Annotated in this window: 18 protein-coding genes; 6 read left to right on the top strand and 12 right to left on the bottom strand. The window is 70.4% G+C overall.

Annotated elements, in window-relative coordinates:
* Positions 1-14: 14 nt before the first annotated feature.
* Positions 15-1,451 carry an adenosylhomocysteinase gene (gene ahcY / locus F4561_RS23130; RefSeq protein ID WP_184581530.1) on the bottom strand — a complete coding sequence of 479 codons (1,437 nt, stop codon included), beginning with the start codon at positions 1,449-1,451 and terminating at the stop codon, positions 15-17.
* A 139-nt stretch (positions 1,452-1,590) separates the two neighbouring features.
* On the opposite strand from ahcY, the gene F4561_RS23135 reads away from it, so the two are divergent.
* On the top strand, positions 1,591-2,028 hold the full coding sequence (locus F4561_RS23135) for a MerR family transcriptional regulator (RefSeq protein WP_184581532.1): 438 nt from the start codon (positions 1,591-1,593) through the stop codon (positions 2,026-2,028).
* Between the two features lie 21 nt (positions 2,029-2,049).
* Here F4561_RS23135 and F4561_RS23140 read toward each other — a convergent pair whose 3' ends face one another.
* Complete coding sequence (locus tag F4561_RS23140) at positions 2,050-4,116, bottom strand: acyltransferase family protein (protein WP_184581534.1); 2,067 nt, start codon at positions 4,114-4,116, stop codon at positions 2,050-2,052.
* 231 nt (positions 4,117-4,347) lie between these two features.
* On the opposite strand from F4561_RS23140, the gene F4561_RS23145 reads away from it, so the two are divergent.
* The gene (locus tag F4561_RS23145; RefSeq protein WP_184581536.1) at positions 4,348-5,568 is read left to right on the top strand and encodes a hypothetical protein; all 1,221 of its coding nucleotides are present in this window, start codon (positions 4,348-4,350) and stop codon (positions 5,566-5,568) included.
* Between the two features lie 167 nt (positions 5,569-5,735).
* Here F4561_RS23145 and F4561_RS23150 read toward each other — a convergent pair whose 3' ends face one another.
* The 5 genes from F4561_RS23150 to F4561_RS23170 form a co-directional block, all read right to left on the bottom strand.
* Positions 5,736-7,013, bottom strand: a complete 1,278-nt coding sequence (locus tag F4561_RS23150; RefSeq protein WP_184581538.1) for a serine/threonine-protein kinase — start codon at positions 7,011-7,013, stop codon at positions 5,736-5,738.
* A 30-nt stretch (positions 7,014-7,043) separates the two neighbouring features.
* Complete coding sequence (locus tag F4561_RS23155; RefSeq protein WP_184581541.1) at positions 7,044-8,144, bottom strand: SIS domain-containing protein; 1,101 nt, start codon at positions 8,142-8,144, stop codon at positions 7,044-7,046.
* Between the two features lie 207 nt (positions 8,145-8,351).
* Positions 8,352-8,528, bottom strand: coding sequence for a Trm112 family protein (locus tag F4561_RS23160; protein WP_184581543.1), 177 nt, complete (start codon positions 8,526-8,528; stop codon positions 8,352-8,354).
* Positions 8,529-8,569: 41 nt separating this feature from the next.
* The gene (locus tag F4561_RS23165; RefSeq protein WP_184581545.1) at positions 8,570-9,934 is read right to left on the bottom strand and encodes a phosphomannomutase/phosphoglucomutase; all 1,365 of its coding nucleotides are present in this window, start codon (positions 9,932-9,934) and stop codon (positions 8,570-8,572) included.
* 165 nt (positions 9,935-10,099) lie between these two features.
* On the bottom strand, positions 10,100-10,495 hold the full coding sequence (locus tag F4561_RS23170; protein ID WP_184581547.1) for a DUF3499 domain-containing protein: 396 nt from the start codon (positions 10,493-10,495) through the stop codon (positions 10,100-10,102).
* A gap of 87 nt (positions 10,496-10,582) precedes the next feature.
* Here F4561_RS23170 and F4561_RS23175 point away from each other — a divergent pair, with 87 nt between their 5' ends.
* A complete protein-coding gene (locus tag F4561_RS23175; RefSeq protein WP_184581549.1) occupies positions 10,583-11,035 on the top strand; it encodes a metallopeptidase family protein in 453 nt (150 codons plus the stop codon).
* Positions 11,036-11,788: 753 nt separating this feature from the next.
* Here F4561_RS23175 and F4561_RS23180 read toward each other — a convergent pair.
* The 4 genes from F4561_RS23180 to F4561_RS23195 form a co-directional block, all read right to left on the bottom strand.
* Positions 11,789-13,231, bottom strand: a complete 1,443-nt coding sequence (locus F4561_RS23180; RefSeq protein ID WP_184581551.1) for a DUF5719 family protein — start codon at positions 13,229-13,231, stop codon at positions 11,789-11,791.
* Positions 13,228-16,443: a glycosyltransferase family 2 protein gene (locus F4561_RS23185; protein WP_184581553.1), complete on the bottom strand. Its 3,216-nt coding sequence runs from the start codon at positions 16,441-16,443 to the stop codon at positions 13,228-13,230. Before F4561_RS23185 ends, F4561_RS23180 begins: the two co-directional genes overlap by 4 nt.
* A gap of 198 nt (positions 16,444-16,641) precedes the next feature.
* Positions 16,642-16,929, bottom strand: coding sequence for a WhiB family transcriptional regulator (locus F4561_RS23190; RefSeq protein ID WP_184581555.1), 288 nt, complete (start codon positions 16,927-16,929; stop codon positions 16,642-16,644).
* Positions 16,930-17,148: 219 nt separating this feature from the next.
* The gene (locus tag F4561_RS23195; RefSeq protein ID WP_246438146.1) at positions 17,149-18,612 is read right to left on the bottom strand and encodes a hypothetical protein; all 1,464 of its coding nucleotides are present in this window, start codon (positions 18,610-18,612) and stop codon (positions 17,149-17,151) included.
* A 254-nt stretch (positions 18,613-18,866) separates the two neighbouring features.
* On the opposite strand from F4561_RS23195, the gene cofD reads away from it, so the two are divergent.
* The 3 genes from cofD to F4561_RS23210 all read left to right on the top strand — a co-directional run bounded on the left by cofD (position 18,867) and on the right by F4561_RS23210 (position 22,146).
* Complete coding sequence (cofD, locus tag F4561_RS23200; protein WP_184581559.1) at positions 18,867-19,838, top strand: 2-phospho-L-lactate transferase; 972 nt, start codon at positions 18,867-18,869, stop codon at positions 19,836-19,838.
* Entirely contained in the window at positions 19,835-21,157 is a 1,323-nt protein-coding gene (locus F4561_RS23205) for a coenzyme F420-0:L-glutamate ligase (protein WP_184581561.1), read from the top strand. Before cofD ends, F4561_RS23205 begins: the two co-directional genes overlap by 4 nt.
* A gap of 227 nt (positions 21,158-21,384) precedes the next feature.
* A complete protein-coding gene (locus tag F4561_RS23210; protein WP_184581563.1) occupies positions 21,385-22,146 on the top strand; it encodes a DUF1266 domain-containing protein in 762 nt (253 codons plus the stop codon).
* A 232-nt stretch (positions 22,147-22,378) separates the two neighbouring features.
* Here the strand turns inward: F4561_RS23210 and F4561_RS23220 are convergent, their stop codons facing one another.
* A complete protein-coding gene (locus F4561_RS23220) occupies positions 22,379-25,036 on the bottom strand; it encodes a bifunctional FO biosynthesis protein CofGH (RefSeq protein ID WP_184581565.1) in 2,658 nt (885 codons plus the stop codon).
* Positions 25,037-25,053 lie beyond the last annotated feature (17 nt).

Here is a 25,053-nt window from a genome sequence, read left to right on the forward strand (position 1 = left end):
GCAGCAGTCTGCCACTAGTAGCGGTAGTACTCGGGCTTGTACGGCCCGGCCGCGTCCACACCGATGTAGGCGGCCTGTTCCTTGGTGAGCTCGGTCAGCTTCACCCCGAGCGCGTCGAGGTGCATCCGGGCGACCTTCTCGTCCAGGAGCTTGGGCAGCATGTAGACGCCGGTGGGGTACTCGCTGGTCTTGGTGAACAGCTCGATCTGGGCGATCGTCTGGTTGGTGAAGCTGTTCGACATGACGAAGCTGGGGTGCCCCGTGGCGTTGCCCAGGTTGAGCAGCCGGCCCTCGGACAGCACCAGGATGCTGTGCCCGTCCGGGAAGGCGTACTCGTGCACCTGCGGCTTGATCTCGGTCTTCTTGATGCCCGGGATGGCTTCCAGGCCGGCCATGTCGATCTCGTTGTCGAAGTGGCCGATGTTGCCGACGATGGCGTTGTGCTTCATCCGCTTCATGTGCTCAGCGGTGAAGATGTTGAAGTTGCCGGTGGTGGTCACGAAGATGTCGGCAACCTCGACGGCGTCCTCGACCGTCGTGACCTCGTAGCCCTCCATCGCGGCCTGCAGGGCGTTGATCGGGTCGATCTCGGTGACCAGCACCCGGGCGCCCTGGCCACGCAGCGACTCGGCGCTGCCCTTGCCAACGTCCCCGAAACCGGCGACGAGGGCGACCTTCCCGCCGATGAGCACGTCGGTGGCGCGGTTGATGCCGTCGATGAGGGAGTGGCGGCAGCCGTACTTGTTGTCGAACTTGCTCTTGGTGACCGAGTCGTTGACGTTGATCGCCGGGAAGAGCAGCTCGCCACCGCGGTGCATCTCGTAGAGACGGTGCACGCCCGTGGTGGTCTCCTCGGTCACGCCCTTGATCCGGGACGCGATCGTGGTCCACTTCTTCGGGTCGGCGGCCAGGCTGTTGCGCAGCCGCTCCAGGACGACCTTGAACTCGTCGGGGTCCTCGGCGGTCGGCTGGGGGACGGCGCCGGCCTTCTCGAACTCGACGCCCTTGTGGACGAGCATGGTGGCGTCGCCACCGTCGTCCAGGATCATGTTGGGGCCGTCACCGCCGGGCCAGGTCAGCGCGGTCTCGGTGCACTCCCAGTACTCCTCCAGCGTCTCGCCCTTCCAGGCGAACACCGGGACACCCTGGGGGTTGTCCGGGGTCCCGTTCGGTCCCACCACGACCGCCGCGGCGGCCTGGTCCTGGGTGGAGAAGATGTTGCAACTCACCCACCGGACCTCAGCGCCCAGCTCGGTGAGGGTCTCGATGAGAACGGCGGTCTGCACCGTCATGTGGAGCGATCCCATGATCTTCGCGCCCCGGAGCGGCTTGCTGGCGCCGTACTCCTCGCGCGTGGCCATCAAGCCCGGCATCTCGTGCTCGGCGAGCCGGATCTCCTTGCGTCCGAGCTCGGCCAGGGACAGGTCGGCGACTTTGTAGTCGAATGCCATGCGTACTAACTCCTCCTGATGGATGCGGTTCGAGTGTAGAGCCCGACCCGCGTCCGGGGCACGCCTTGAACGGCGAGATTGACACTGCATTGTCAGATTTTTCGGTGTTCGGCTCGCGTGTCGGCTAGGGTTCACCCCCATGGCCGACGTACCGCACACCCAACGGTTCCCCGCTCCCGGCAGGGATCCCGGTCCGCGCGAGTCCGGCGATGGGCTGCCCATTTCCGAGGCCGCTGAGAGGATCGACACAACGGCGCGGATGCTCCGCTATCGCGAGTCTCTCGGGCTACTCCCGGTGACCAAAGAACAGCCCTCCGGGCGCGGGCACCGTCACCGGAGGTTCACCGAGGAAGACCTGAGCACGATCGCGGCCGGGCTGGAGCTGGAACACAACTACGGCATCAGCCCCGCCGCGCTCTCCTTCGCGCTGCGGATGCTCGCCGAACCGACCACGCTCGCGCGCGTCCGCGCCTACGGCGAGCGTCTGGGGCGGCTCGCCCCGCCGCCGGCCCGGGCGATGGACTTCGAGAAGCAGAAGGCGCTGCGCCTGCTCCAGCAGCGGGGACAGGGCCGCTGAAGCCCGCCTCCTGCTCCCGGCTCACCAGTTGACGGCGTCCTTCAGCCGCGGCTCCAGCACGGGTGCCATAGTGCGCATGAAGGTCGCCGTCATGTGGCTGCCGTCCCAGTAGACGAGCACGTTCCCGATCACCGCGGGACACTCGTCGCCCTCGCACAGGTGATCGGTGAGATCGATGAAGGCCACGTTGTCGGGGACGCCGGCAAGCTCCTCATAGGGGGGTTCGTCGGCCATCGACCGGCCGCGTTGCCCACCGCACTCCGCGGCGTCCTTCGTGGCCAGGCAGGACGCCGTGTCGAAGCCGAACCGCGGGGTGTCGCGCACCGCGATCACGTCGATCCCGAGCCGGTCCAGCTCGGCCCAGCGCTCCGGGTATCCCTCGACCACGCCCTCACCGTCGCCGCCGTTCTGGCCCTCGCTGTCGAGGCTGGTGCTGGTCGCTGTGGTGAACACCGCGTCGGGCCGAATCCGCTCCAGCTCCTCCAGCACACCCTGGTTCCAGGTCGCGCACGCGGTGTACTCCTCGCCCTTGTACGTCTGCGGCGCTTCGGTGAACAGGCAGGCGCCCTTGGTGATGTTCACGACACTCCAGTTGTTCTCCTCGGCGATGACCTCCAGCGCCGGGAACCAGTGCGCCGCGTGGGACCCCCCGACGAGGGCGATCGTGCGTTCCGGGTCGTCAGCCCCGTACTCGCAGGTGTGGACCTCGGTACCGGTCGTGCCCTGGTTGCACTCGTTCTCGTAGGTGACGGGCAGGTCCTCGGCGGCCTCCTCCGGGGACGGGTAGACCGGCAGCTCCGGGTAGTTCTCGCCCCCGTTCTCCCCGGCGGCCGCCCCGGGGTACTTGGTCGGGTCGGCGGCGAGCTCCGCGCGCTCGCGCTGCTGCTCGGCGAGGTACGTCGACCATCCCGCGCCCGCCGTGACCACCGGAAGGATGAACACCAGACCCACGGCCAGGGACCACATGGGGGTGGTCCGGGTGCGGGTGAGCCGTTCCAGGCCGTTGTCGGTGAGCCAGGTGGTCGCGGCGGCCAGCACGATCGAGACCGCCAGGACGGCGGAGCCGCCCACCAGGCTCGGCACGCTGCGATCGGTGACCGTCAGGTAGCAAACGAGTATCGGCCAGTGCCACAGGTACAGCGCGTAGGAGATATTGCCGATGTAGTGCATCGGCGCGCAGTTCAACAGCCGGTCCACCGCGAACGGGGACCCCGTGCTGCCGGCCACGATGACCAGTACCGCGGCGAGTGTCGGCCACAGCGCCGCATAGCCGGGGAACACGGTCGACACCTGGAGCAGGATGCCGCAGGAGGCCAGGGCCGCCAGCCCGAGCCAGCCCATGGCGATCCGGAGCGAGCGGGCCACCGACAGCCGGTCCAGGACGATGGCCAGGGCGCCGCCGAGCGCGAACTCCCACAGCCGCGCACCGGTGTCGAAGTACGCCCACTGCTGGTTCACCTCGGTCACCAGTACCGAGTAGCTCAACGACACAACGAAGAGCGCCGCCAGCGCGCCCAGGAGGACCCGCTTCGGCGACCAGCCCCGCCGCGCCGCGAGACCGGCTGCGAGTGCCACCAGCACCGGGCACAACAGGTAGAACTGCCCCTGGATGGACAGCGACCAGAAGTGCTGCGCCGGACTGGCCACGTTGTTCTGCGCGAGGTAGTCGACCGAGTTAAGGGAAAGCTGCCAGTTCTGGTAGTACAGCGCCGACGCGATGATCTCGCCGATCGTCTCGCGCCACCGGTCAGGTGGCAGCACCAGCCAGGTCGCGGCGAGGATTCCGGCGAGCACAACGGCCGCGGGTGGCAGGAGGCGCTTGGCCAGCCGGGCCCAGAACGCGCCGAAGGCCACCGCGCCGCGCCGCTCGACCGTGCGAAGCAGTGAGCCGGTGATCAGGAATCCGGTGAGGAGCAGGAAGACGTCAACGCCACCGGAGACTCGGCCGAACCAGATGTGGTACACGGCCACGAGCAGCACCGAGACGGCCCGCAGCCCTTGGATCTCGGGCCGGTACCGACCGCCGGTGACGCGCGTGGGCGCGCTCGTCTCGCCCGCGGAACGGCGCTCCGGCCGCAGCGTGGCCATCAGGGAAGCGTGCACAGGGGTGTTTTCCACCTTGGGGCGCGTAGAGAGGTCGCGTGGCAGTGTGCACCACGTCCGTTACGCGTGAGGGGCGGGAATCTGAACCGCGGGCCACGCCAGCATGACTCGCGCGCCGTTCCGCGATTCGGGCGGCCGGGACGGGGCCGCAAAACCGTCCGTAGCAAATCCGCGAAGCGGGTTTCTGGCTCCGCCGCGCTGGCTACGTTCCCGAACGTGGATTCGGTAATTGAACGCGACCTCGCGCCGGAACACCTTCCCGATCCGGTGCGCCGCCGGCTCGCACGGTTGGACCGGCTCCGGGACATCTGGGTGGAGCAGCAGTGCAACCGGGCCGGCGTACAGCGGGTACCGGGACGACGCGCGATCCTCAGATCGCACACCCGGGAACTACTGGAACTGGCCGGCCGGGGTGCCGCGGCTCCGGGACTGGCCGAACGGGCACGCCGCGGCGAGGACGCGCTCGTGCGCATGGAGGCGGACTGCCACACCGGTCTCCGGCTGAGCGGCACCTACCTCAGCGACCTGGCGCGCACGTTCTCGGATTCCGCCGCGGCCGCACCGCTGTCACAGCCGGACAGCCAGCGGCTGGCCGACGCGGCAGCGGTGCCGACCCACCCGGTCGTCCGCGCCGCCCACCTGTTCCTGATGTGTGCGGAGATCCTGGAGCGGTCCGCCGGGCACGCCGGCCCCGCCCCGCCGCCCCTGTCCCATCGGCCGCTGCCGTGGGCCTTGGCGAGCCTCACGCTGCTGCGCTCGACGTATCCCCCGCTCGTCATGGACCACCGGCTGGCCGGCGCGTACCAGGCGGCCGAGGCGAAGCGGGACGAGCGCGAGCGGCTCCTCGCGTTCGTCGCCCTGTTCGCCGAGCTGCAGATGGTCGCCATGCGCGGCGAGCTGAGCCGGGCGGGACACGACTCCGGTCAGTCCCCCGCTCCGTCGGCCGCTGCGCACGGATCGGGGCCGCTGTCCGCCGCGCTGCACCGGTGCGTCCTGGAACGCACCCGCACCCGCAGCTCCCCGTTCACGATGGTGCTGAACGAGCTCGACCCGGACGCCCGGGTGGAGGTGACCGCGGGCGACATCGGCACCGCGCCTGAGCGGGGCCGGTGCGACGCCGCTGCAGCGCGGGCGCTGTTCCGCCGAGGGCCGGGGTGCCGGTGGGCGTCGCTCGAAGTCACCGCGGCGGACGCGGCACTGCGGCTGCTGATCCTGGTCCAGGACGTGGGGTCGCCGCCGACCGGGGTACTCGCCGTGACCGCCGACGCCTGGCTGACCACCGCGGACCGCTCCCTGGACGTCCTCGATCCGGCCTGCACCGACTGCGTGACCCTGCTCCCCACGGACAGCCTGGACGACCGTCGGACCGAGTTGGAGGAGTTCGTGGATGACGTGACCGCGCGCGCCGTCGGCCGGCTCTTCCGGGCACTGTGCTGAACCAGCGGCGCTCGGCGCGCCCGCCAGGTCGGTGAGGCGGGCGGGTGGTTGGGCATCCGGCGAGGGCAGCACGGCCTGGTTCTGCGCCGATCTTGCGGATTCCGTTCCTTTGGAGCGCTACAAAGGAACGGAATGCTCAAGTATCGGCGATGAGGGTGCGCACCGGCCTAACCACTCAGCGAGACGAGGACCAGCAGAAGCAGCAGAATGATGATCACGACCAGCACGGCCGGGACCACCCACCCCTGGGACAGCAGGGGGTCCTCCTGCTGCGGCGGGGGCTGCTGCGGGGGCTGCGGCATCTGGTGCGCGCCGTAGATGGTGTTGGGACCCATCGTGGGCGGGTGCGGCGCGCCGCCCATACCGGGGTGCCCGCCCGTTGGGGCCGGTCCCGGCATCTGCTGCGGTGGCCCCTGCGGTCCTTGCGGGCCCATCGGAGGTTGTTGCGGCGGGCCGAACCCGCCCTGTTGCGGCCCCGACATCGGGCGTCCCATCCCCCCGGGAGGGGCGGGCGGCGGGGTCTGCGGCCCGCTCGGCCCCATGGGCCCCGGCGGCTGCTGCGGCCCGCTCGGGACGTTGGTCTCGGCGACGCGCTCGCCCTCTTTGACGACCTCTTCGGGCGAGGCGGGCTCGGTGGTCTCGTGCCCGAGAAGCCGCATGAGCAGACCCTGCGCGTTGGGGCGCTGGGCCGGGTCCTTGTTCAGGCAGGCTTCGACGGTGGGTCGCAGAGAATCGGGCAGGCCCTCAAGCTCGGGCGGGGAGCTGACGACCCGGTGGACCACGGCCGGCACGCTGTCAGCACCGAAAGGCGCGTTGCCCGTCGAGGCGAACGCCATGACGCAGCCCCAGGCGAAGATGTCGACCTTGTCGGTGACCCCCTTGCCCTCGATCTGCTCGGGCGCCATGTAGGACGGCGTGCCCATGATCGAGTTGGTCATCGTGGCGCTGCTGTCGGTCACGCGGGCAATACCGAAGTCGATCACCCGGGGGCCGTCGGGTCCGAGGAGCACGTTGCCCGGCTTGAAGTCGCGGTGCACGATGCCCGCCTGGTGGATCGCGACGAGCGCGGTGGCGGTCGACACGGCGAGACGCTGTAACCCGGCGCCCTTGTGCGGCCCCTTGGCGGCGACGGACTCCTGCAGGGACTTGCCCGGCACGAACTCGCTCACCACATAGGGCGGCTCTTCATTGAGGTTGGCCTCGTGGATGGCCGCCGTGCAGAACGACGCGACCTTCTGGGCCGCGCTGACCTCCTTCTCGAAGCGCTTGCGAAGGTCGTCGTCCTCTGCCCACTCGGAGTTCAGAACCTTGATCGCGACCTCGTCGCCCGCGCTGTCACGGCCAAGGTAGACAACTCCTTGACCGCCCTTCCCCAGACGACCGACCACGCTGTACTGACCGAACGCGGTGGGATCGCTCGGTAGCAGCGACTCGGGACCGGGCATCGAAGTCCTCCAGTGAGGTCGTGGCCGGCGCTAGCGCACGACCAGGGTATGGGTCAGGGGGTCAACGCCATACGCAACAGCAAGATACACACTGGCGTAATCGGCTAGTGCGATCAAACCGGCAAGACGCTCAAGCACGTGCCCTTCGCCCGCGGAGAGCTCCCGGACGGTCACGCCGCGTTGCCGCGCCCCCTCGGCGACAGCCGTCATGTCCTCGGCCTCCTCCGGGGATTCCCCGGAGTCACGCAGCAGTACCGCAAGAAGCCGCGTCGCGCCATCCTCGACAGGGTCATCGAAGATGGAACGCGGTCCGGTTCCGCCGAAAGGCCCGTCCGCGGTGGCGAACTGGTCCCACAGTGCGCCGGGAAGTCGACCGCAAAGAGCAGGATAACGGGCATTCGCCGCAAGAGCGGAAGCGAAGCGGGTAGCCGCCGCGGACGTCGGAGGAGTAGCCGCCCAGAACACCGGAAGCGACCCGCCGAGATCGAGCGCAAGCGTCTTGGCGGGGTTCTCCCAGCTCTCAGCTCCAGGGCGGCACTCCTGCGCGGTCTCTTCGAGCCGCACGGCCGCGGCCTCGTAGCTGGTGTCGGGGACCCCCGGGACACCGGCCGCGTCGACGGCTGTGAGGAGCGCGGCAACTACCCCCCACGGTGCCTGGGACTCGTCACCCGCGGGCGGCAGCACTATCTGGGGTGAGCGCGACTGCTCAGCGTACGGCGCAATGGGGCCGCCAGCGGGCTCCACCGAAAGGAGGCGGCAGCCCCGCCGCGCCGCCTCGGCGGCGAGGTTTGCGGCGACCTCAGCGTCGTGGCCGGATGTGGACGCGACGGCGACGACAAGATCGTGCCCCGAAACCCATCCGGGCAACCGGTAGTCGCGCACGGTGTGGACCGGAACGGGGAATCCGGATCCGGCGACCGATTCGAGAATGTCACCGGCCAGCACCGCGGCGCCGGAGCCGGCCACCACGATGGACCGGGGGCGGCCTTCGGCGCGGATCCGGTCGAGATCTGCCTCAAGCGCGGCCGACCGTGCCGCGCGAAGGCGCGCCGCGGCGGACGCGACGCCGCGGAACGCGTCGGAGTCCGCGCCAAGCTCGTCGATCCGGTGCTCCTCGAACAGCAGCGCCACGGAGCCCTCCCATCACCGCCGGAAATACCGCCAAGACCAGGTCATGATTCGGGCCCCTTTCAGGCTCGCGGCCCCACGGACGGCGTTCGCCGCGAAGCTCCTCGCGGCCCGTCGTGCGCCCCGCTACCCAGGCCCCGCTGGGACACGCTCGCCGAGCGCTCCCGGGAGGAGCGCCGGCCACCACGCTGACCCGAGACGCCCCATTCCCTAGGCGATCTCCCGGGCCTCGTCAACGAGCAGCACGGGGATGCCATCGCGAACAGGGTAGGCCAGTCCGCTCTCGTCGCACACCAGCTCGTCGGTCTCGTCGTCGTAGCGCAGTGGGGCCTTGCTCTTCGGACAGGCCAGGATCTCCAGCAGCCAGTCGTCGATCTTCGCGGTCATTGGGCTCCTCATTGGTTGGCTCGGGGCGGCCCCGGCCCGAATCAGGCGCGGACGATGGCGAGAACGTCGTCGCGCAGCTTGGCCATGCTCGCCGCATCGGGGGCCTCGACGTTCAGGCGCAGCAGCGGTTCGGTGTTCGACGCCCGCAGGTTGAACCAACCGTTGTCAGCGAAGGTCACCGTGAGGCCGTCGAGGTGATCGATGCTGACCCCGGGGCGGTCCGAGTACGCGGACTCGACGGCGGCCGCGCGCCCTTCCTGGTCGGCGACCTCCGAATTGATCTCCCCGGAGGCGGAGTAGCGGGAGAACTCGGCGATGATCTCCGACAGCGGGCGGGAATCGTGTCCGAGCACGCCGAGCACGTGCATCGCCGCGAGCATACCCGTGTCGGCGCGCCAGAAATCGCGGAAGTAGTAGTGGGCCGAGTGCTCGCCGCCGAAGATCGCCCCGGTCTCGGCCATGGTCGCCTTGATGAAGGAGTGGCCGACCCGGGTCCGCAGCGGCTTGCCACCGTTCTCGCGCACGATCTCCGGTACCGCGGCCGAGGTGATCAGGTTGTGGATGATGGTCGCGCCCGGCTCCTTGGCCAACTCCCGCACGGCGACCATGGCAGTGATCGCCGACGGCGGGACCGGCTCGCCCCGCTCGTCCACCACGAAGCAGCGGTCGGCGTCGCCGTCGAAGGCCAATCCGATGTCGGCCCCGGTCTCCAGCACCTTGGCCTGCAGGTCCTTGATGTTCTCCGGGTCGATCGGGTTCGCCAGGTGGTTCGGGAAGGTGCCGTCGAGCTCGAAGTACATCGGCACGAGCCGCAAGGGCAGGGGCTCCAGCGACCACCCGCCGAGCACGGCCGGCACGGTGTACCCGCCCATGCCGTTCCCGGCGTCGACAACCGCGGTGAGGGGGCGCACACCTGAGAGGTCGACCAGCGACCGCAGGTAGACCGCGTACTCCGACAGCAGGTCGCGTTCGGTGACGGACCCCATGGGTCCGCCGTGTTCGGGGGCGCCCAGCTCGGCGAGCCGTCGGATCTCGTCGAGACCGGTGTCGCCGCTGATCGGCGCGGCGCCCTCGCGGCACATCTTGATCCCGTTGTACTCGGCCGGGTTGTGGCTCGCGGTGAACACCGCGCCGGGCATCCCGAGGTGCCCGGACGCGTAGTAGAGCATGTCGGTCGAGCCCAGGCCGGCCGAGATCACGTCGACGCCCTGTCCCGTGACCCCTTCGGCGAACGCCGCGGCGAGCTCGGGCGAGGACGGCCGCATGTCGTGGGCGACAACGACGCTGCTCGCCCCGACCACCCGCGCGAAGCCCGCGCCGATCGCGCGGGCGACACCGGCGTCGATGCTGTCCGGGACCACTCCCCTGACGTCGTATGCCTTGAAGATCTGACCGAGGTCACCCACTGCTACTCCGAACGGGTCGAGGTGGTTGCAGGTCGCGCGCACTCCCACCGCGCCACGGGGACCGCGAACAGTACTGGTGTCCCCGCGCGTGCCGGTGCCCACGCGGTTACCAAACTACAAGATCCGGGGCCACGGCCCAGGAGCCCGCTGGCCGCGCGCGCCCCTTCAGGACTCGCGGCTGGAGGAGCCCGGCGACTGGTCCTGGTGGTGCGGCTCGGACTTGACGACACGCAGGTGGCCCTTACGGCCGGTCTCGATGCCCTGCCCCACCGGACTGTGCGCGGCGGGTGGGCGCGCGGCCTCGCGGACGGCATCCGCGAGCGCCTCAAGGTCGTCGCTTCCGGGACCGCCGGCGGTGTTGTCAGCGGGCAGCCGGACGACCTCCCAGCCGCGGGGGGCCGTGAGCCGCTCGGCATGCATCGCGCACAGGTCGTAGCAATGTGGTTCGACATAGGCCGCGAGCGGTCCGAGCACAGCGGTGGAGTCGGCGTAGACATAGGTGAGCGTGAATACTGCTGGCTGCCTGCACGCAGTACGCGAGCAGCGTCGTACAACGCTCACGGTCACCGACTGTATGCCTTTCCCCGCCTGGGCGCCAGCATCGCCCCGCGGTGTCCGCATTGCGTGGGGGCTGCGCGAGAAGCAAGGATGACATACTCTCGAACCGTGCGACGAGTGCACCGACAAAGGGTCCAAGCCGACCGGGTACGGCGCCGCGACCGCAGGGGTCGCGGAATACGGGGTCCTTTGACCCCGCCCCAGCTCCCCATTTCGCGTAGCCGGGCGCAGATCTTCGATGACCTGGTACTCGACGCTGTCGAGCGCCTGGAGCGCGTGTGGGCGCGGGAACTGGCGAACGTGGAGTTCCTGGTCGAAGACGTCCCCCGGGTTCCGACGGGGATCACCGCCGATGACGGCATCCCGTTCTCCCGCCTTGAGTCCGCCGGCGGGGGCAAGGCCCGGATCACGATCTACCGCAGGCCGGTCGAGATCCGCACCAGGGAACCCGAGGAGATGGCGCTCCTCGTCTACGACACGGTGGTGGAGGAGGTCGCCAATCTCCTGGGCCTGGAGCCCGAGACCATCGACCCCGAGGCCTGACACGTCCGGGACACCGAAGTACGCGGCCCACCCCCGCGCCCGTGTCACGGGGCTGGATCAGTGCGGTGAGCGGGTGGTTGGACGCCCGGCAAGGGCGGCAGGCGGTCCAGGGGTGGTGCCCCTCGGTGCTGGCGGCGGATGGTGACGCATCCGGCGAGGGCAGCGAAGGCAGCACATGGCCCGGGTAAGCGCATGTCGGTACGGGGTCCCGGTGGTGGCGCCCCCGACGACGGGGGTCTGGCTCGTGGCTGGGCCCGTCGTGGGTGACCGTGGCACCAAACCGGGCGAAACACGGCAGAACGGTCAGGTGTAGGGGTGGGGTCCGCACCGAACCTGACCGTGCGGACATGGTCAGCGCCGAGAATGTCCCCTCAGTCACTCTCGATGCGGCCCACCACCGAGAATGTCCCCACAGTCACCCTCGATGCGCGCCCCGCCGCCGGGCGGGAACGCTGACGCACGCCCGGAGGGCGGCTCCTCCGGAGTTGGCGGCCCTCGCCGCCGTCGGACGCGGCCCCTGCGCAGCCAGCCCCGGTGGGCACCACCCGGGCCATCCGCCCTCGTCGCCGCTCTCGTCGCGCGCGCCGCTATCGGGCACCAGTAGCGATTACCGGCGGCTGGTCCAGCCGGCGTCCTCGCTGCCCTCGTTAGCCGCGCAACCGCCCGTTATCCGGGCCGATCACCGCCAACCCCGGCCATCCGCCGCCGTCGCCGCTCCCGGTGGACGCCGCACCACCCGCCCACATCACCGGTCTAGGGCACCGCGCTCGTCAGGCTGTCGCTGACCGCGGGCAGTGCCACCTCGGTGGGGGCGGGCCGCAGCGGGACCGTTGAGGTGGCACGGTCGTCGTCCGAGCTCTGGGTGAGCTCGCGCGCCCCGTACACCGGCCCGGAGTCCTCGGGGACCTGGATGGCCAGGGCATGCGCGTCCTCTGGGCTGGGCACCTCGGCAACCAGGGTGTGTCCGGCCTCGATGTCCACCTGCTGGGACTCGCCCTGCGCCCCCTCCTCGCCGAAGGCGGTGACGACCACGCTCGCGTTGCTCTTGGGGGCCCCGAAGAGCAGCTTGCTCTGTGTGTCCTCGGGGTTCGCCGGAACGACCGCCGTGGTGCTCAAGGGGCCCTCCAGCGGTGCGGTGGCCGCCGTGTAGGAGGTGTCCTCACCGCTGTCGCGCTCCATCGCCACGCCCGCCGCGACCGGCCGGTCGGACTCGACGACGACAGTCCCGGGCTGCTGCTCCATCGGGCCTTCGAGGCTCATCATGGCGGACGCGGCCGGGGGGACGCTCAGGTCGTCCAGGCTCTCGTGCTCGACCTCACCGTCGGGGGTGAGTACCCGCGCGCTCACGGTGGCCGGTTCGTCATCCGGCGTCGCGACGACGAGCCGCCGCGTACCGCCGCCTTCGGGGACCCCGGGGATCACATGGCGCTTGGCCGGCTCCGTGGTCGGCGGCACCCAGTCCTGCCCCAGATCCGTACGCTCCGCGAACAGCGACGCGCCAACGCGCCCTTTGCTGGAGCGGACGTGCACCGCGATCGACTCGGTGTCCTCGACCAGGTGAGTGAGCGAGATGTCCTCGTCATCGTGGGGGTCGATCGAGATACCGCGGGTCTCCTCGGCCAGTACCGGGCCGTCCGGGGCGTAGATGTCCACGCTGACGGTGGCCGGGTCGTCGTCGACGTTGGACAACAGCAACTGGGTTCCCTGCAGGGCCTCGCCGCCGGGTGCGGTGAACCAGGTGCTCACGCTCGGGTCGACGCAGCGCACCTCGGTCGCGTAGGGATCGTCCTCGCCGAGGGTGATCTGGGCGACCTCCAGCCCGGTGGCGAATCCGTCTTCGGCGCGCGCCACCGAGAACCGGTCGGCGTCGGTGGTGTCCTCGGACCACGGCTGGCCCATCCGCTCGGCGGTTCCCAGGCGATCATCGTCACCGCTGTTCTCCGCCACGGACAGCGACCCGGTCTCCTGCTGGTTTCCGGGAGCGAAGGCCGCGAGCTCGCTCGCTCGGTCGTCGCCGCGCGGCGCGGGGCAGGCCCGCGTGGCCGATTCCACCTCCACCACCTCGGGGTCCTCGGCGACACCACCGCCGGTGCCCGCCCCAGTGGCGCCCAGGGCGGAGGCCACCCCGAACAAGGCAGCCAACGCGACCATGACCAGGCCAAGCAGCGCGAACCGGTTCTCGACCAGCAGCCTCACGATGAACCACCTTTCCGGCGCCCGCGGCGCCTCCGATGGCCGCGGGTTTCCCGGCGCGTTCCCCGCGCGGAACCGCGGGCCCTGCGCGCGCCGATCGGGTTCCGCGGTCGCGGTGTCGGCTGCTCCTCCTCTTCGCGGACGTCGTCCTCGGTGCGCATGCCCGGTAGCGCGAGCACCACGGCCATGGCGAGCAGCACGGCCTGGGTGATGAGCCATGCCTGCCGGATAAGGCCCGTCCGCTCGATCTCCAGGTCGCCGCCCTTCGCGGGAAGCTCGAACGCCTGCAGCCCGGCCCCGGCCTCGGTCGGTTCGAGCTCGGTGCCGTCGAGCGTGGCCCGCCAGTTACCGTCGGAGGGTTCGGCCAGCAGCAGGGTCCGTTGCCCACTGCCGGGCGGCACCTCGGCGGTTCCCGCCTCGTGGTCCGTCTCGCGCAGGACTGTCGGCGCGCCGTCGCTGTCGGCGACCCGGAGCCGCCCGGTGTCCTCGTCCAGCCGCCACATGGCGAACTCGGGCGAAAGCAGCAGCCGTGCCATTCCGGGAGTGCCGTCCATTGTGTCGACCATGGTGAGGTCGGCGTTGTCTCCGATGTCGGGCTCGGGCAGCAGCACGTAGCCGATACCGAACTGGGCGAGAACGTCGGCCTCGTCGCCGCTCGCGCCGCCGACCAGCCCGGCCACGGCCTGGCTCAGCGCCTCGTGGGACTGCCCTTCGGGCGGCACCTGCTCCTCGCCGACTCGCGGCTCGCGCCCGCGCAGCACGCTGTAGGTCACCGAGCCGTCCCTCTCGGGCGAGATGACGAGTGTGCGCACGCCCGACCCGTCGTCGCTGAGCGATCTGAGGTAGCCGGGCATGGCCGGTCCGGCATCGCCCTCAAGCGGACCCTGCGCGCCGTTCCACATCCACACCGCGGCGGCGGAAACCGGCGTGGTCAGCGCCAGGACGGCGACGGCGAGCGCGAACATCCGGCGCAGTCCCCCCATTCGGACCATAAGGCCGAAGGACTGCGCCGCCGTCGCGGCGGACAGCAACAGCGCCGTGGCGGCGAAGGCCAGCGCCACGCCGGGCCAGGTGGGAGCGGTCGGCCCGCCGTACGGGGGTGCGACGGCCATGTGCCCGATGACGATGGCCACCAGGATGCCGAACAGCGCGATGCTCCAGCCGATCGAGACCAGCATCCGGCGGCGGAGCAACAGCAGGGCGCACAACGCGGCCCCGATGAAGCCGGCGGTGACCCAGATCGGCGGCGTTCCGGGCCCACCCGGGGACAGCATCAGCAACTGGCCGGCTGACGCCGGGGTCGCGCCGGGCTGGTGCAGTCCGGCTTCGAGGAGCCACAACGAGGGGTGCCGGAACAGCGAGAGCGACCACGGGAGCAACAGCAGCAGCGGGGCGACCAGCACGATGCCGATGCTGATGTAGAGCCTGCGGCCGACGTGTCCGAACGCCACCGCCACCAGGACACCGACGACCAGGGCGAGCAGCCACACCAGGGGCACGAAAGCGGCGGCGATACTGAGCAGCAGCGCCATGGTCCAGGCGGCCCGGCGCGACCGGCGCGGTGGCAGGGTCAGGATGCGCAGCACCAGCAGCCCGAGGACCGGGAGCATGGCGTGCACCAGCGCGGTCCCCACCCGGCCCTGGGCGACCGCCCCCGTGGCCATGGGCAGCAGCGCATACGATCCGGCCATCCAGATCTGCGCCGGCCCGTAGTGCAGGACGCGCTTCGCCAGCAGGTAGGCGGTGAGCCCGGCGAGCGGAACACAGCCGACCAGGATGATCGTCACCGCCAGCCACGGCTTGCCGAACGTGACTGTGGAGAGCAGGGCGAGCAGGCCGACATAGGGCGGGGCCGCGGCGCCGGTACCGATTCCGATGTCGTGCCAGCTGGCCAGGTAGATGGACCACAGGTCACTGGCCCCGCCGATCACCGGTGGCAGCGCGCCCCCGGCGAGGCGTTCGCCGATGAGCAGCGAGCGCTCCGCTACCAGCGCGACAACCGTGAGCGCCAACACGAGCAGCGCGCCGGGCTTGGAGAGGACCCGGACCACCAGACTCTGGTCGTCGCGCAGCGGGTCGTCGTCTTCGGCCGGCGGCGGGGTGGTCACCGCCTGGTGCCGGCCGGCGGTGTCGCTTGCGGGGGCGCCCGAGGCGATGTTCGAGACCGCGTCGGTGAACTGCCGCAGCGCCACCCCGCGCGCCATGAACGGCCGGATCGCGCTGTAGGTGCGCCGCCGTTGGCGTCTCCGCCGGAAACGGCCCGCGATGAGCCGGCCGGGCGTCAGGTAGACGGAGGTGATCGCCGCGGCCTCGTCGAAGGCGTTGGCGGGCTGTTTCACGATGGCGTAGGTGAGTACGCGCAGGGCCGAGGCGAAAGAGTTGCGCAGCAGCGCACCGACCATCCCGCCGAACGGCAGGTTCACCAGCAGCACGAAGAGCGCGTGCCGCCGGTCGATCCGGCGCGGGTGGTCGCTGGTCGCGCTGAGGTGCCGCCGGCGCCGCGCGGCGGCCTCGGCGTGGTAGGCCACGGCGTCGGTGACGATGAGCACGCGGTGCCCCGCGCCGCCGGCGCGCCAGCAGAAGTCGATGTCGTCGCGGAACAGCGGCAGCCGCCGGTCGAAGCCGCCGAGAGCGTCCCAGACATCGCGGCGCACGAGCATTCCCGCGCTCGACACCGAAAGGACGCGCCGGTTGCCGTCGTGCTGGCCGTGGTCGAACTCGCGCGGTTCCAGGCCGGTCTCCCGGCGCCCCGCGCCGTCAATGGTCACGCCGACTTCGACCAGCATCCGGCGGTCGAACCAGTCGCGAAGCTTGGGGCCGAGCACGGCCGCGTGCGGGTCGTCGTCGGCGGCCAGCAACAGGTGCTGCAGCGCGTCGGGATCCGGGGTGCAGTCGTCGTGGACCAACCAGATCCACTCGACGGCGTCGGACGCCGCGCCGGGAAACTCGACGTTGGCGCGCGGGAGTTCAACGGCGGCCCGGATGGCGTCGCCGTAGCCGGTGCGCCTCGGGAGCTTGGTGATGGCGTCCGAAGCGATGTACTCGGCGAGAATCTCGCCGCTCCGGTCGCGGCTCCCCGTATCGGCGCCCACGACGCGCTGCACCGGCCGAGACTGCCCGCGTACGGCCTCCAGGGTCTCCGGGAGCCAGCGGGCGCCGTCGTGCGTGACGACGACCGCGGTAACGATGTGGCGGGCAGGGTCCAGAGGTAGCACGGCTGGGTGTTCGCTCTCGAAGGTTCGAGGTAAGGACGGTAGGACCGTTTCGGTCGGACACTATCGGCTGATCACGATACGCGACTCCGCAGACCGTCCGCGCCGATTCCGACACGACGTACCAACCCCTCGATCCTACCCGCAAAAACACCTGTGCCCTGGGCATCTACCCAGGGCACAGGCTTGACTCCGGTGTGACTAGATGATGTCGGACCAGAAATCGAAATCCTGTCCGGCGGCTTTCTTCAGCCGGCGACGTTCACGCTCGGAGAGTCCCCCCCAGATGCCGAAGCGTTCGTCATGCTCCAGCGCATATTCCAGGCACTCCGCCCGTACCTCGCATGACTGGCAGACCTTCTTCGCCTCACGTGTCGAGCCGCCCTTCTCGGGGAAGAACGCCTCGGGATCGGTCTGCGCGCACAAGGCACGTTCCTGCCAGCCCAGATCTTCGTCTGCGCCGTGCGCCAGCGGGATGACCTCGCTCATGCGCACCTCCTATTGCCCCCCTCGATGTACCCTCCCATTAGACCCCCGGGAGGGTGGAAACACACCTTGAAATTACACGTGTGTGGCTCGCTATACGTCAAGCACGTGGCGTGGTAATCAACTGAATATCATGTAACGAACCTTGGACGGTGGTTCGTTCATGCCCGTTCAGCGGAATTACCACGCCATTCCGTGTGGATCAAGGGGGGCCGTAGAGGGTCAGCGACGATCGTCGTCGCGGTACCAGGGCTGCTGCCCCTCACCAGCTTCAGGGTGTCCTTGCTGGTCAGCGGGGTAATTTTCGCCATACCCGGCGCCGGTGCCGTACTGCGCGTAGCCCGGGTCGCCATACTGGGCGGGGTCGGCCGCCTGCTGCTCCTCCGCGGCGTAGAACTGCTCCATGGGCGTGTCGTGGCGTTCGCCACCCTGGTCAACCGGCTGCTGGTACCAGCCGTACTGGATGGCGTCCTGCGCGGCCTGCTCCCCCGGCTGCAGGTAATCCCCGCCACCGGACTCGCCGTAGCCCTGCGGAGCGTACGCCGAGGGGTCGTACCCGCCGCCGTAGGCCGCCTGGCCGCCCGTACCCGTGCCATAGGCCGGTTGCCCGCCGGTGCCGTAGGCCTGCTGCTCACCCGCGCCGTAGGCGGGCTGCCCGCCGGTGCCATAGGCCTGGTACGCGTAGGCGTCGTAGCCCGCCGGCTGCCCGCCGCTCGCGTAGCCCGGCTGCCCCGCGTACGGCATCTGCTGCTCCGCCGACCAGTCCTGGCCGTACGCCTGCTGGTTCGGGTCGTAAGCCTGCTGCTGGTACTGCTGGTTCGGGTCGTAGGCCTGCTGCTGGTACTGCCAGTCCTGACCGTAGGCCTGCTGCCCGCCGCTCTGCTGGGCGTAGCCTTCTCCCTGCTGGGACCAGCTCATCCCATACGCGGACTGGTTGGGGTCCGCGTAGTACTGGTTGGGGTCGGCGTACTGCTGCTGGTAGCTCAGGGCACTGTAGGACTGGTTCGGGTCGGCGTAGCCCTGCTGGCCGGGGTCGGCGTACTGCTGCTGGTAGCCCAGGGCACCGTAGGACTGGTTCGGGTCGGCGTAGCCCTGCTGGGCCGCCCAGTCCTGCTGCTGGAAGCTCTGCTGCGCACCCGTCTGCGGAGCGAATCCCTGCTGCGCGCCCGTCTGCGGGGCGAATCCCTGCTGCGCGCCCGTCTGCGGGGGGAAACCCTGGGGGTAACCGGGCTGGCCCATCGGGGGGTGCGGCGCGGCGCGCGGCACCAGGTTCTCGTCACCGAAGACCCTGATCAGAAAGATGCCGGCGAAGCCGAGGATGGCCAGGTAGCCGGCGGTCTCGAAGAACGTGGCGAACCCGTACCCCATCTGGTTCATGTCACTCGCGGCGACGAAGCCCATGATCAGGGTGACGAGGCCCATGAGCGCCCCGATCCCGGCGAGGATGAGCGAGGTCAGCACGACAGGGAAGGCGGCGGGCTTCTTCGGGCCGGTCACTACGAGGAACACTGCACCGAGGATCAGCGCGACAATGCCCGGTCCGAAAAAGGCCGAGGAGCCCATTTCGCTGATGTTCCAGGCGGGGCTCGAATCGAACTGCCCATCAGCTCCGAAGATGTAGATGAGGCCCCCGAGCATCTGCGCCGCCACAGCGCCAAGCAGCGCCCAGGCGGCAGGTACCCGCAAGCTCTGAATTCCTTGGTTGTTCAAGAGAGGTTCCCCTCCGCTGCTTCGCTGTCGCGTCGGTGGAAGCTTTGCATATTGTTGGTTCGTGGAGTGAATCGGATCGCGCCGTCCGGACGCGCACCGGGGATGGCGGCCTCCTGCTGGCGTGCCTCAACTCACGATCATCGGCGCGCCGGGCGAAGTGTCCGGGAGCGCATCCCGCAGCCGCGACCGGCGCGGGACATATACGACGCTAGCCTGCCAGACTTGGGCCTATGCGGATAGTCGTACCGGCTGGTGGCATCGGAGGGGCGCGGTTCCTGCGCGGCCTCAAGGCGACGATCAAGGGCGGAGCAGGCAACAACGACGATGAGTCCACTATTACCGTCATCGGGAACACCGGTGACGACATAACCCTCTTCGGGCTCCGGATTTGTCCGGATCTGGACACGGTCATGTACACCCTGGGCGATGGGATCAACGAGGCCCAGGGCTGGGGACGCTCCGACGAGACCTTCGTGGTCAAGGAGGAACTCGCCGCGTACGGGATGCAGCCCACCTGGTTCGGCCTGGGCGACCGCGATGTCGCCACACACATCGTCCGGTCCCAGATGATGGCGGCCGGTTACCCGTTGTCCGCCGTCACCGGGGCACTCTGCGACCGGTGGAAGCCCGGCGTGCAACTGCTGCCAATGACGGATGACCGGGTCGAGACGCACGTTCTCGTCGAGGACGGGGAGGGTCGCAGGGCCATCCACTTCCAGGAATGGTGGATCCGGCACCGCGCCGCTCTTCCGGCGTCGGAGATCGTTCTCGTCGGCGCGGAGGAGGCCGAACCGGCCCCAGGGGTGCTGGAGGAGATCGCCAGGGCCGACATCGTGCTGCTGCCGCCGTCGAATCCGGTGGTGAGCATCGGTTCCATCTTGAGCGTTCCGGGAATCCGCCAGGCGCTCAACGACTCGGTCGTAGTGGGGGTCTCGCCGATGATCGGCGGCACGGCCGTGCGCGGGATGGCCGACGCCTGCCTGGCCGCGATCAACGTGGAGTCCACCGCCCAGGCGGTCGCCGAGCACTACGGCCCGGATTTGCTCGACGGCTGGCTGGTGGACGACGTCGACGCCGATGCGCACGTCAAGGGCACCGAGATCAGATCTTGCCCCTTGTATATGAGCGACCCGGAGGCGACCGCGGCGATCGCGCGCGAGGCGCTCGACCTCGCCCTTGAGCTGAAGAGGCGGCAAACGTGAACGCGGAGCTGACCGTCCGCGGACTTCCCGGACTGCCCGAGGTCGGCCCGGGTGACGATCTGGCGGAGCTGGCAGCGGCCGCGAGCGAGGACGCGGAGCGTGACGCACCCGCCGGCGGCGAGTCCGCCGGCCTCCGCGACGGCGATGTTCTCGTTGTTACTTCCAAGGTCGTGTCCAAGGCCGAGGGGCGGGTCCGGCGGTCCGACCGCGAGAGCGCGATCGATGAGGAGACCGCGCGTGTCGTCGCGCGCCGCGGCGACACCCGCATCGTGCAGACCCGCACCGGCCTGGTCATGGCCGCCGCCGGAGTCGACTCCTCGAACGTGGCGCCCGGGCACGTGCTCCTGCTGCCCAAGGACCCGGACGCCTCGGCGCGCCGGCTCCGGGCCGGGCTGGCCGCGCGGCTCGGCGTACGCGTGGCGGTGGTCATCACGGACACGTTCGGCCGCCCATGGCGGGTCGGCCAGACCGACGTCGCCATCGGCGCGGCGGGCATTGCCCCACTGGAGGACCTGCGCGGGACTGTCGACAGCCACGGCAACGTGATGGAGGTGACGCTCAATGCGGTCGCCGACGAGATCGCGGCGGCCGGTGAACTGGTCAAGGGCAAGGCCAGCGGTGTGCCCATCGCCGTGGTACGCGGCCTCGCGCACCGGGTGAGCGAGGATGACGGCCCGGGCGCCATGGCGCTGATCCGGCCCGCCGACGAGGACCTGTTCCGGCACGGCTCGCGCGACGTCGTCCCGGCGCGCCGAACGATCCGCGAGTTCAGCGGCGAGCCGGTGGACCCGGAGGCCGTGCGGCGGGCGGTCTCGGCCGCGGTCACCGCGCCGGCGCCGCACCACACCACACCGTGGCGGTTCGTACTGGTGGAGTCGGCGGCGACCCGTGCTCGCCTGCTGGCCGACATGCACCAGGCGTGGGTCGCGGACCTGCGGGGCGACGGGTTCTCCGAGGCCGCCATCGCCAAGCGCACCCGCCGCGGCGACGTCCTGCGCCGCGCCCCGTACCTGGTGGTGCCGTGCCTGGTGGCCGACGGCGCCCACCCCTACCCGGACGAGCGCCGTTCGACCGCCGAGCGCTCCATGTTCCTGGTCGCCATGGGGGCGGGGGTGCAGAACCTGCTCGTGGGCCTCGCGATGGAAGGGCTCGGGTCGGCCTGGGTGTCGTCCACGATGTTCTGCCCCGACACCGTCCGGGATGTGCTCGAACTGCCACCGGACTGGGAACCGATGGGCGCTGTCGCCGTGGGCCGTCCGGCCGCCCCGCCGCCCGACCGCCCGCCGCGCGACCCCGAGACCTTCATCGAGGTGCGGTGACGGCCCAACCGGTACTGCCGCCGCGCCGCCCGGGGAGTCCCCGGCGGCCGGCGGATCCCGCCGGAACGCGGCTGGATCGCAGCGCGAGCCACGTCATATACCCTCATGCGCGCCATAGCGCAGCAAAGCCACCGGAGGGCTCGGCCGGTGGTGCCACGCCAACGGGGCATTGACTTCTCCTCCTGCTCCAAACAGGAGGATGCGGGGCAGCCACGGAGGGAATCCCAGTGAACGCGAACATCCTCGACCTGCACGCCGACCCCAACGGACCGTTCCACGGGCCACTCGCGCACGCCTTCGCCTGCGCGGTGCACATCTCGGTGAACAACGGAGCTCCCTGGAACTCCCCCGACCGCGGATGCGGCTGCTGCGACCCGCGGGAGAAGCGCGAAGGGCTGGCGGAGAGCTGGGGCATCAACTCGGCCGCCGACTGGCGGCAGCAGCAGGAGGCGCTGCTCGCCGGCACGTCCAGCAACCCCACCGGGAGCCTGCTGCTGGAGCTGCGCCGGCAGGCCTCGTGGCAAACCGGGGGCGCGCCCGTCCAGCCCGCGATGTGGTACCAGGCCATCGCCGGGTGGTGCCAGCAGAACGGCCGGGACAACTCCGTCTTCCAGCAGCTCCAGGGCATCGTCGGGATGATCGTGAACTACGAGAACCGGTTCGTCGCTGACGGGCTGCTCCCGCCCGGCGCCGTCGTCAACGACATCCGGGCCTGGGACCTCGGCCGCGGCGCGAACATGGCGCGCTGGGGCGTGCACTGCGGCTACACCGACCCGCGCACCGCGCACTGGTACGCGGCGCGCGCGGGAGAGCTGGCGCGGCAGTACTACGGCTCGTGGGTGGAGTTCTCGGCTGCCTACATCCTGGGACGCTGCCTGCACTTCGACAATGGCGAGTTCGGCTCTCGCTACACCGAACCCCTGGACGTGCATCACACAATGGTCACGCACCCGCAGAGCCCGTGGCTGAACATTCCCTTCCGCGTGTAGCCGGTTCGTTCCGCTCTACACGCTGACCAGCGTCAACGACGGATCGATCCGGGCGAGGTCGCCCGGATCCGAGGTGAGGACCAAAGCGTTGAGCTCCGTGGCCAGGAGCACGACATGGCCGTCGACGACGTTACTGGTCCCGCTCTTGCCCAGGAGTACCCCGACCCGGCGGGCGTTCCGCGCAGGCGTTCCGCGCAGGCGCGGCGCGCCGCGCCTGCGCGGAACGCGGAACTCACACCACCGGCAACCGCGGACGGCGCACGCTCGCGGCCACTCCGTCGTGGGCCTCGGCGAGTTCGCGGCGCTCCTCGGGCACCTCGCCGTAGAGGGTGGTGCGCTGGCGCACGGGCCGGCCGGTGGGCTCGACCAGGGCCCGGATGTCGCTGATGGTCTTGAACGACCCGTGGTCCGAGCCGGCCATCCGGCTGATCGTCTCCTCCATCAGAGTGCCGCCGACGTCGTTGACCCCGCCGGCCAGGAGCTGGCGGCAGGTGTCCTCGGCGAGCTTCACCCACGAGCACTGGATGTTGTCGATGCTGCCGTGCAGCAGCAGCCGCGCGAGCGCGTGCACGGCCCGGTTCTCCCGCACCGTGGGACCGGTGCGGGCGAGTCCCGCCAGGTAGATGGGCGCGTTCGTGTGCACGAACGGCAGCAGCACGAACTCGGTGAACCCCGGCCGGCCGGTGCGTTCGAGGGCGCGCCACTGCAACGACCGGAGCAGCTTGATGTGCGCGACCCAGTGCCGCGGGGCGTCGACGTGGCCGTACATCATGGTCGACGTCGTGGGCATCCCGATGTCGTGCGCGGTGCTGATCACATCGACCCATGCCGACGCCGGGAGCTTCCCCTTGGTCAGCACCCAGCGCACGTCGTCGTCCAGGATCTCCGCCGCGGTGCCCGGAATCGAGTCGAGGCCGGCCTCGCGGGCTCGCTCCAGCCACTCGCGGACCGGCAGGTTCGTCCGCGACGCCCCGTTGACGACCTCCATCGGGCTGAACGCGTGGACGTGCATCTCCGGCACGCGCTCCCTAACGGCGCGCGCGATGTCGAAGTAGGCGGTGCCGGGCAGGTCGGGGTGGATTCCGCCCTGCATGCACACCTCACCGGACCCGGCCTCCCACGCCTCGGCGGCCCGGTCGGCGACCTGGTCCAGGGAGAGCGTGTAGGCGTCGGCGTCCGTGCGGCGCTGCGCGAACGCGCAGAACCGGCAGCCGGTGTAGCAGACGTTGGTGAAGTTGATGTTCCGGGTGACCACGAAGGTCACGTCGTCGCCGACCGCGTCGTGCCGGAGGCCGTCCGCCAGGGCCGCCAGCTCCTCCAGCTCCGGGCCGTCCGCGTGCAGCAGCGCGAGCGCCTGCTCGTCGGACAGGCCCGCGGGGTCGGCCTCGGCGGCCCGCAGCGCGTCGCGGATCTCGGGATCGGACCTGCGCGGCGCGTCCGGCTCCGCGCCGGGGCGGGCAGCGCGGTCGCGCACCTCATCCCAGTCGCCGTATACAGCGTCGAAGTCGCCGCGGCGATCGTCGGAGCGCCCTTCGGTGTCGATGGCCGCGTGCAGGTCGGTGCGGCCTGATGCGGCCAACGCCGCCTCGGGTTCCTGCCACGGGCGGCCCTCGGCAGCGGCATCCGCACTGGCCAGCCCGGTCTCCGGGTCGGCGAGCGCTGCGACGTGCCCGCTGACCCGGGGGTCCAGCCACGGTTCGCCCCGGAGCACGTACTCGGGATAGATGGTGAGACGCTCACGCAGCTCAAAGCCGGACTCGGCGGTGCGCCGGGCGAGCTCCTCGATCTGGGGCCAAGGGCGCTCGGGGTTCACGTGGTCCGGGGTGAGCGGGGAAACGCCGCCCCAGTCGTCGATGCCGGCCCGCAGCAGGAGCGCGAACGCGTCGGGCTCGTCGGACGTTCCGGCCGCGGAGCCTGGCTCCTCCAGCAGGTTGGGCGGCGCCTGCACCCGCGCTCGCGCCCCCATGACCAGGCGGGTGACCGCGGTCGTGGCGGCGAGCTCGACCAGTTCGGCATCGGGGTGGTGCATCATCGCCGTGTCGGGTTTGCCGCGGAAGTTCTGCACGATGACTTCCTGGATCCCGCCGTACTCGCGGGCGACCCCGCGCATCGCGAAGATCGAGTCGGCCCGCTCCGCGACCGTCTCCCCGATCCCGATGAGGATTCCCGTTGTGAACGGAACACCGCAGCGCCCGGCGTCCTCCAGGACGCGCGTCCGCACCGCCGGGTCCTTGTCCGGGCTGCCGTAGTGGGCCTGCCCTCGCTCGGTGAACAGCCGCTCGGACGTGGTCTCCAGCATCATCCCCATCGACGGCGCGACCGGCTTCAGCCGCTGGAAGTCCGACCAGGTGAGTACGCCCGGGTTGAGGTGCGGGAGCAGGCCCGTCTCCTCCAGGATCATGATCGCCATGGCGCGCACGTAGGACAGTGTGTCGTCGTACCCGCGCTCGTTGAGCCACTCGCGCGCCTGGTCCCAGCGGTCCTCGGGGCGGTCCCCGAGTGTGAGGAGCGCCTCCTTGCAGCCCATCGCGGCGCCCCGCCGCGCGATGTCGAGGATCTCGTCCGGCGACAGGAAGGGGGCGGGCAGCTTGCCCGGCACCGTCGCGAAAGTGCAGTAGTGGCACCGGTCCCGACACAGCCTGGTCACCGGAACGAACACCTTCCGGCTGTAGGTGACGATCCCCGGGCGGCCGGCCGCCTCCAGGCCGGCGTCGCGCACACGTGCCGCGTGACCGAGCAGCTCGTCGAGGTCGTCGCCGCGTGCCTGCAGCAGTACCGCCGCCTCAGCGGAGTCGAGGGCCTTGCCGTCGCGGGCCCGCGCCAGTGCGCGTCGCATGGCCGAGGGTGTCGGGGTTGGGGCCTGTTCGGTTCTCCCGTCCGCAGCGCTCATAGCCCGCACGATACGCG

It is taken from the genome of Lipingzhangella halophila (assembly GCF_014203805.1).
In the GTDB taxonomy this organism is placed as follows: domain Bacteria; phylum Actinomycetota; class Actinomycetes; order Streptosporangiales; family Streptosporangiaceae; genus Lipingzhangella; species Lipingzhangella halophila.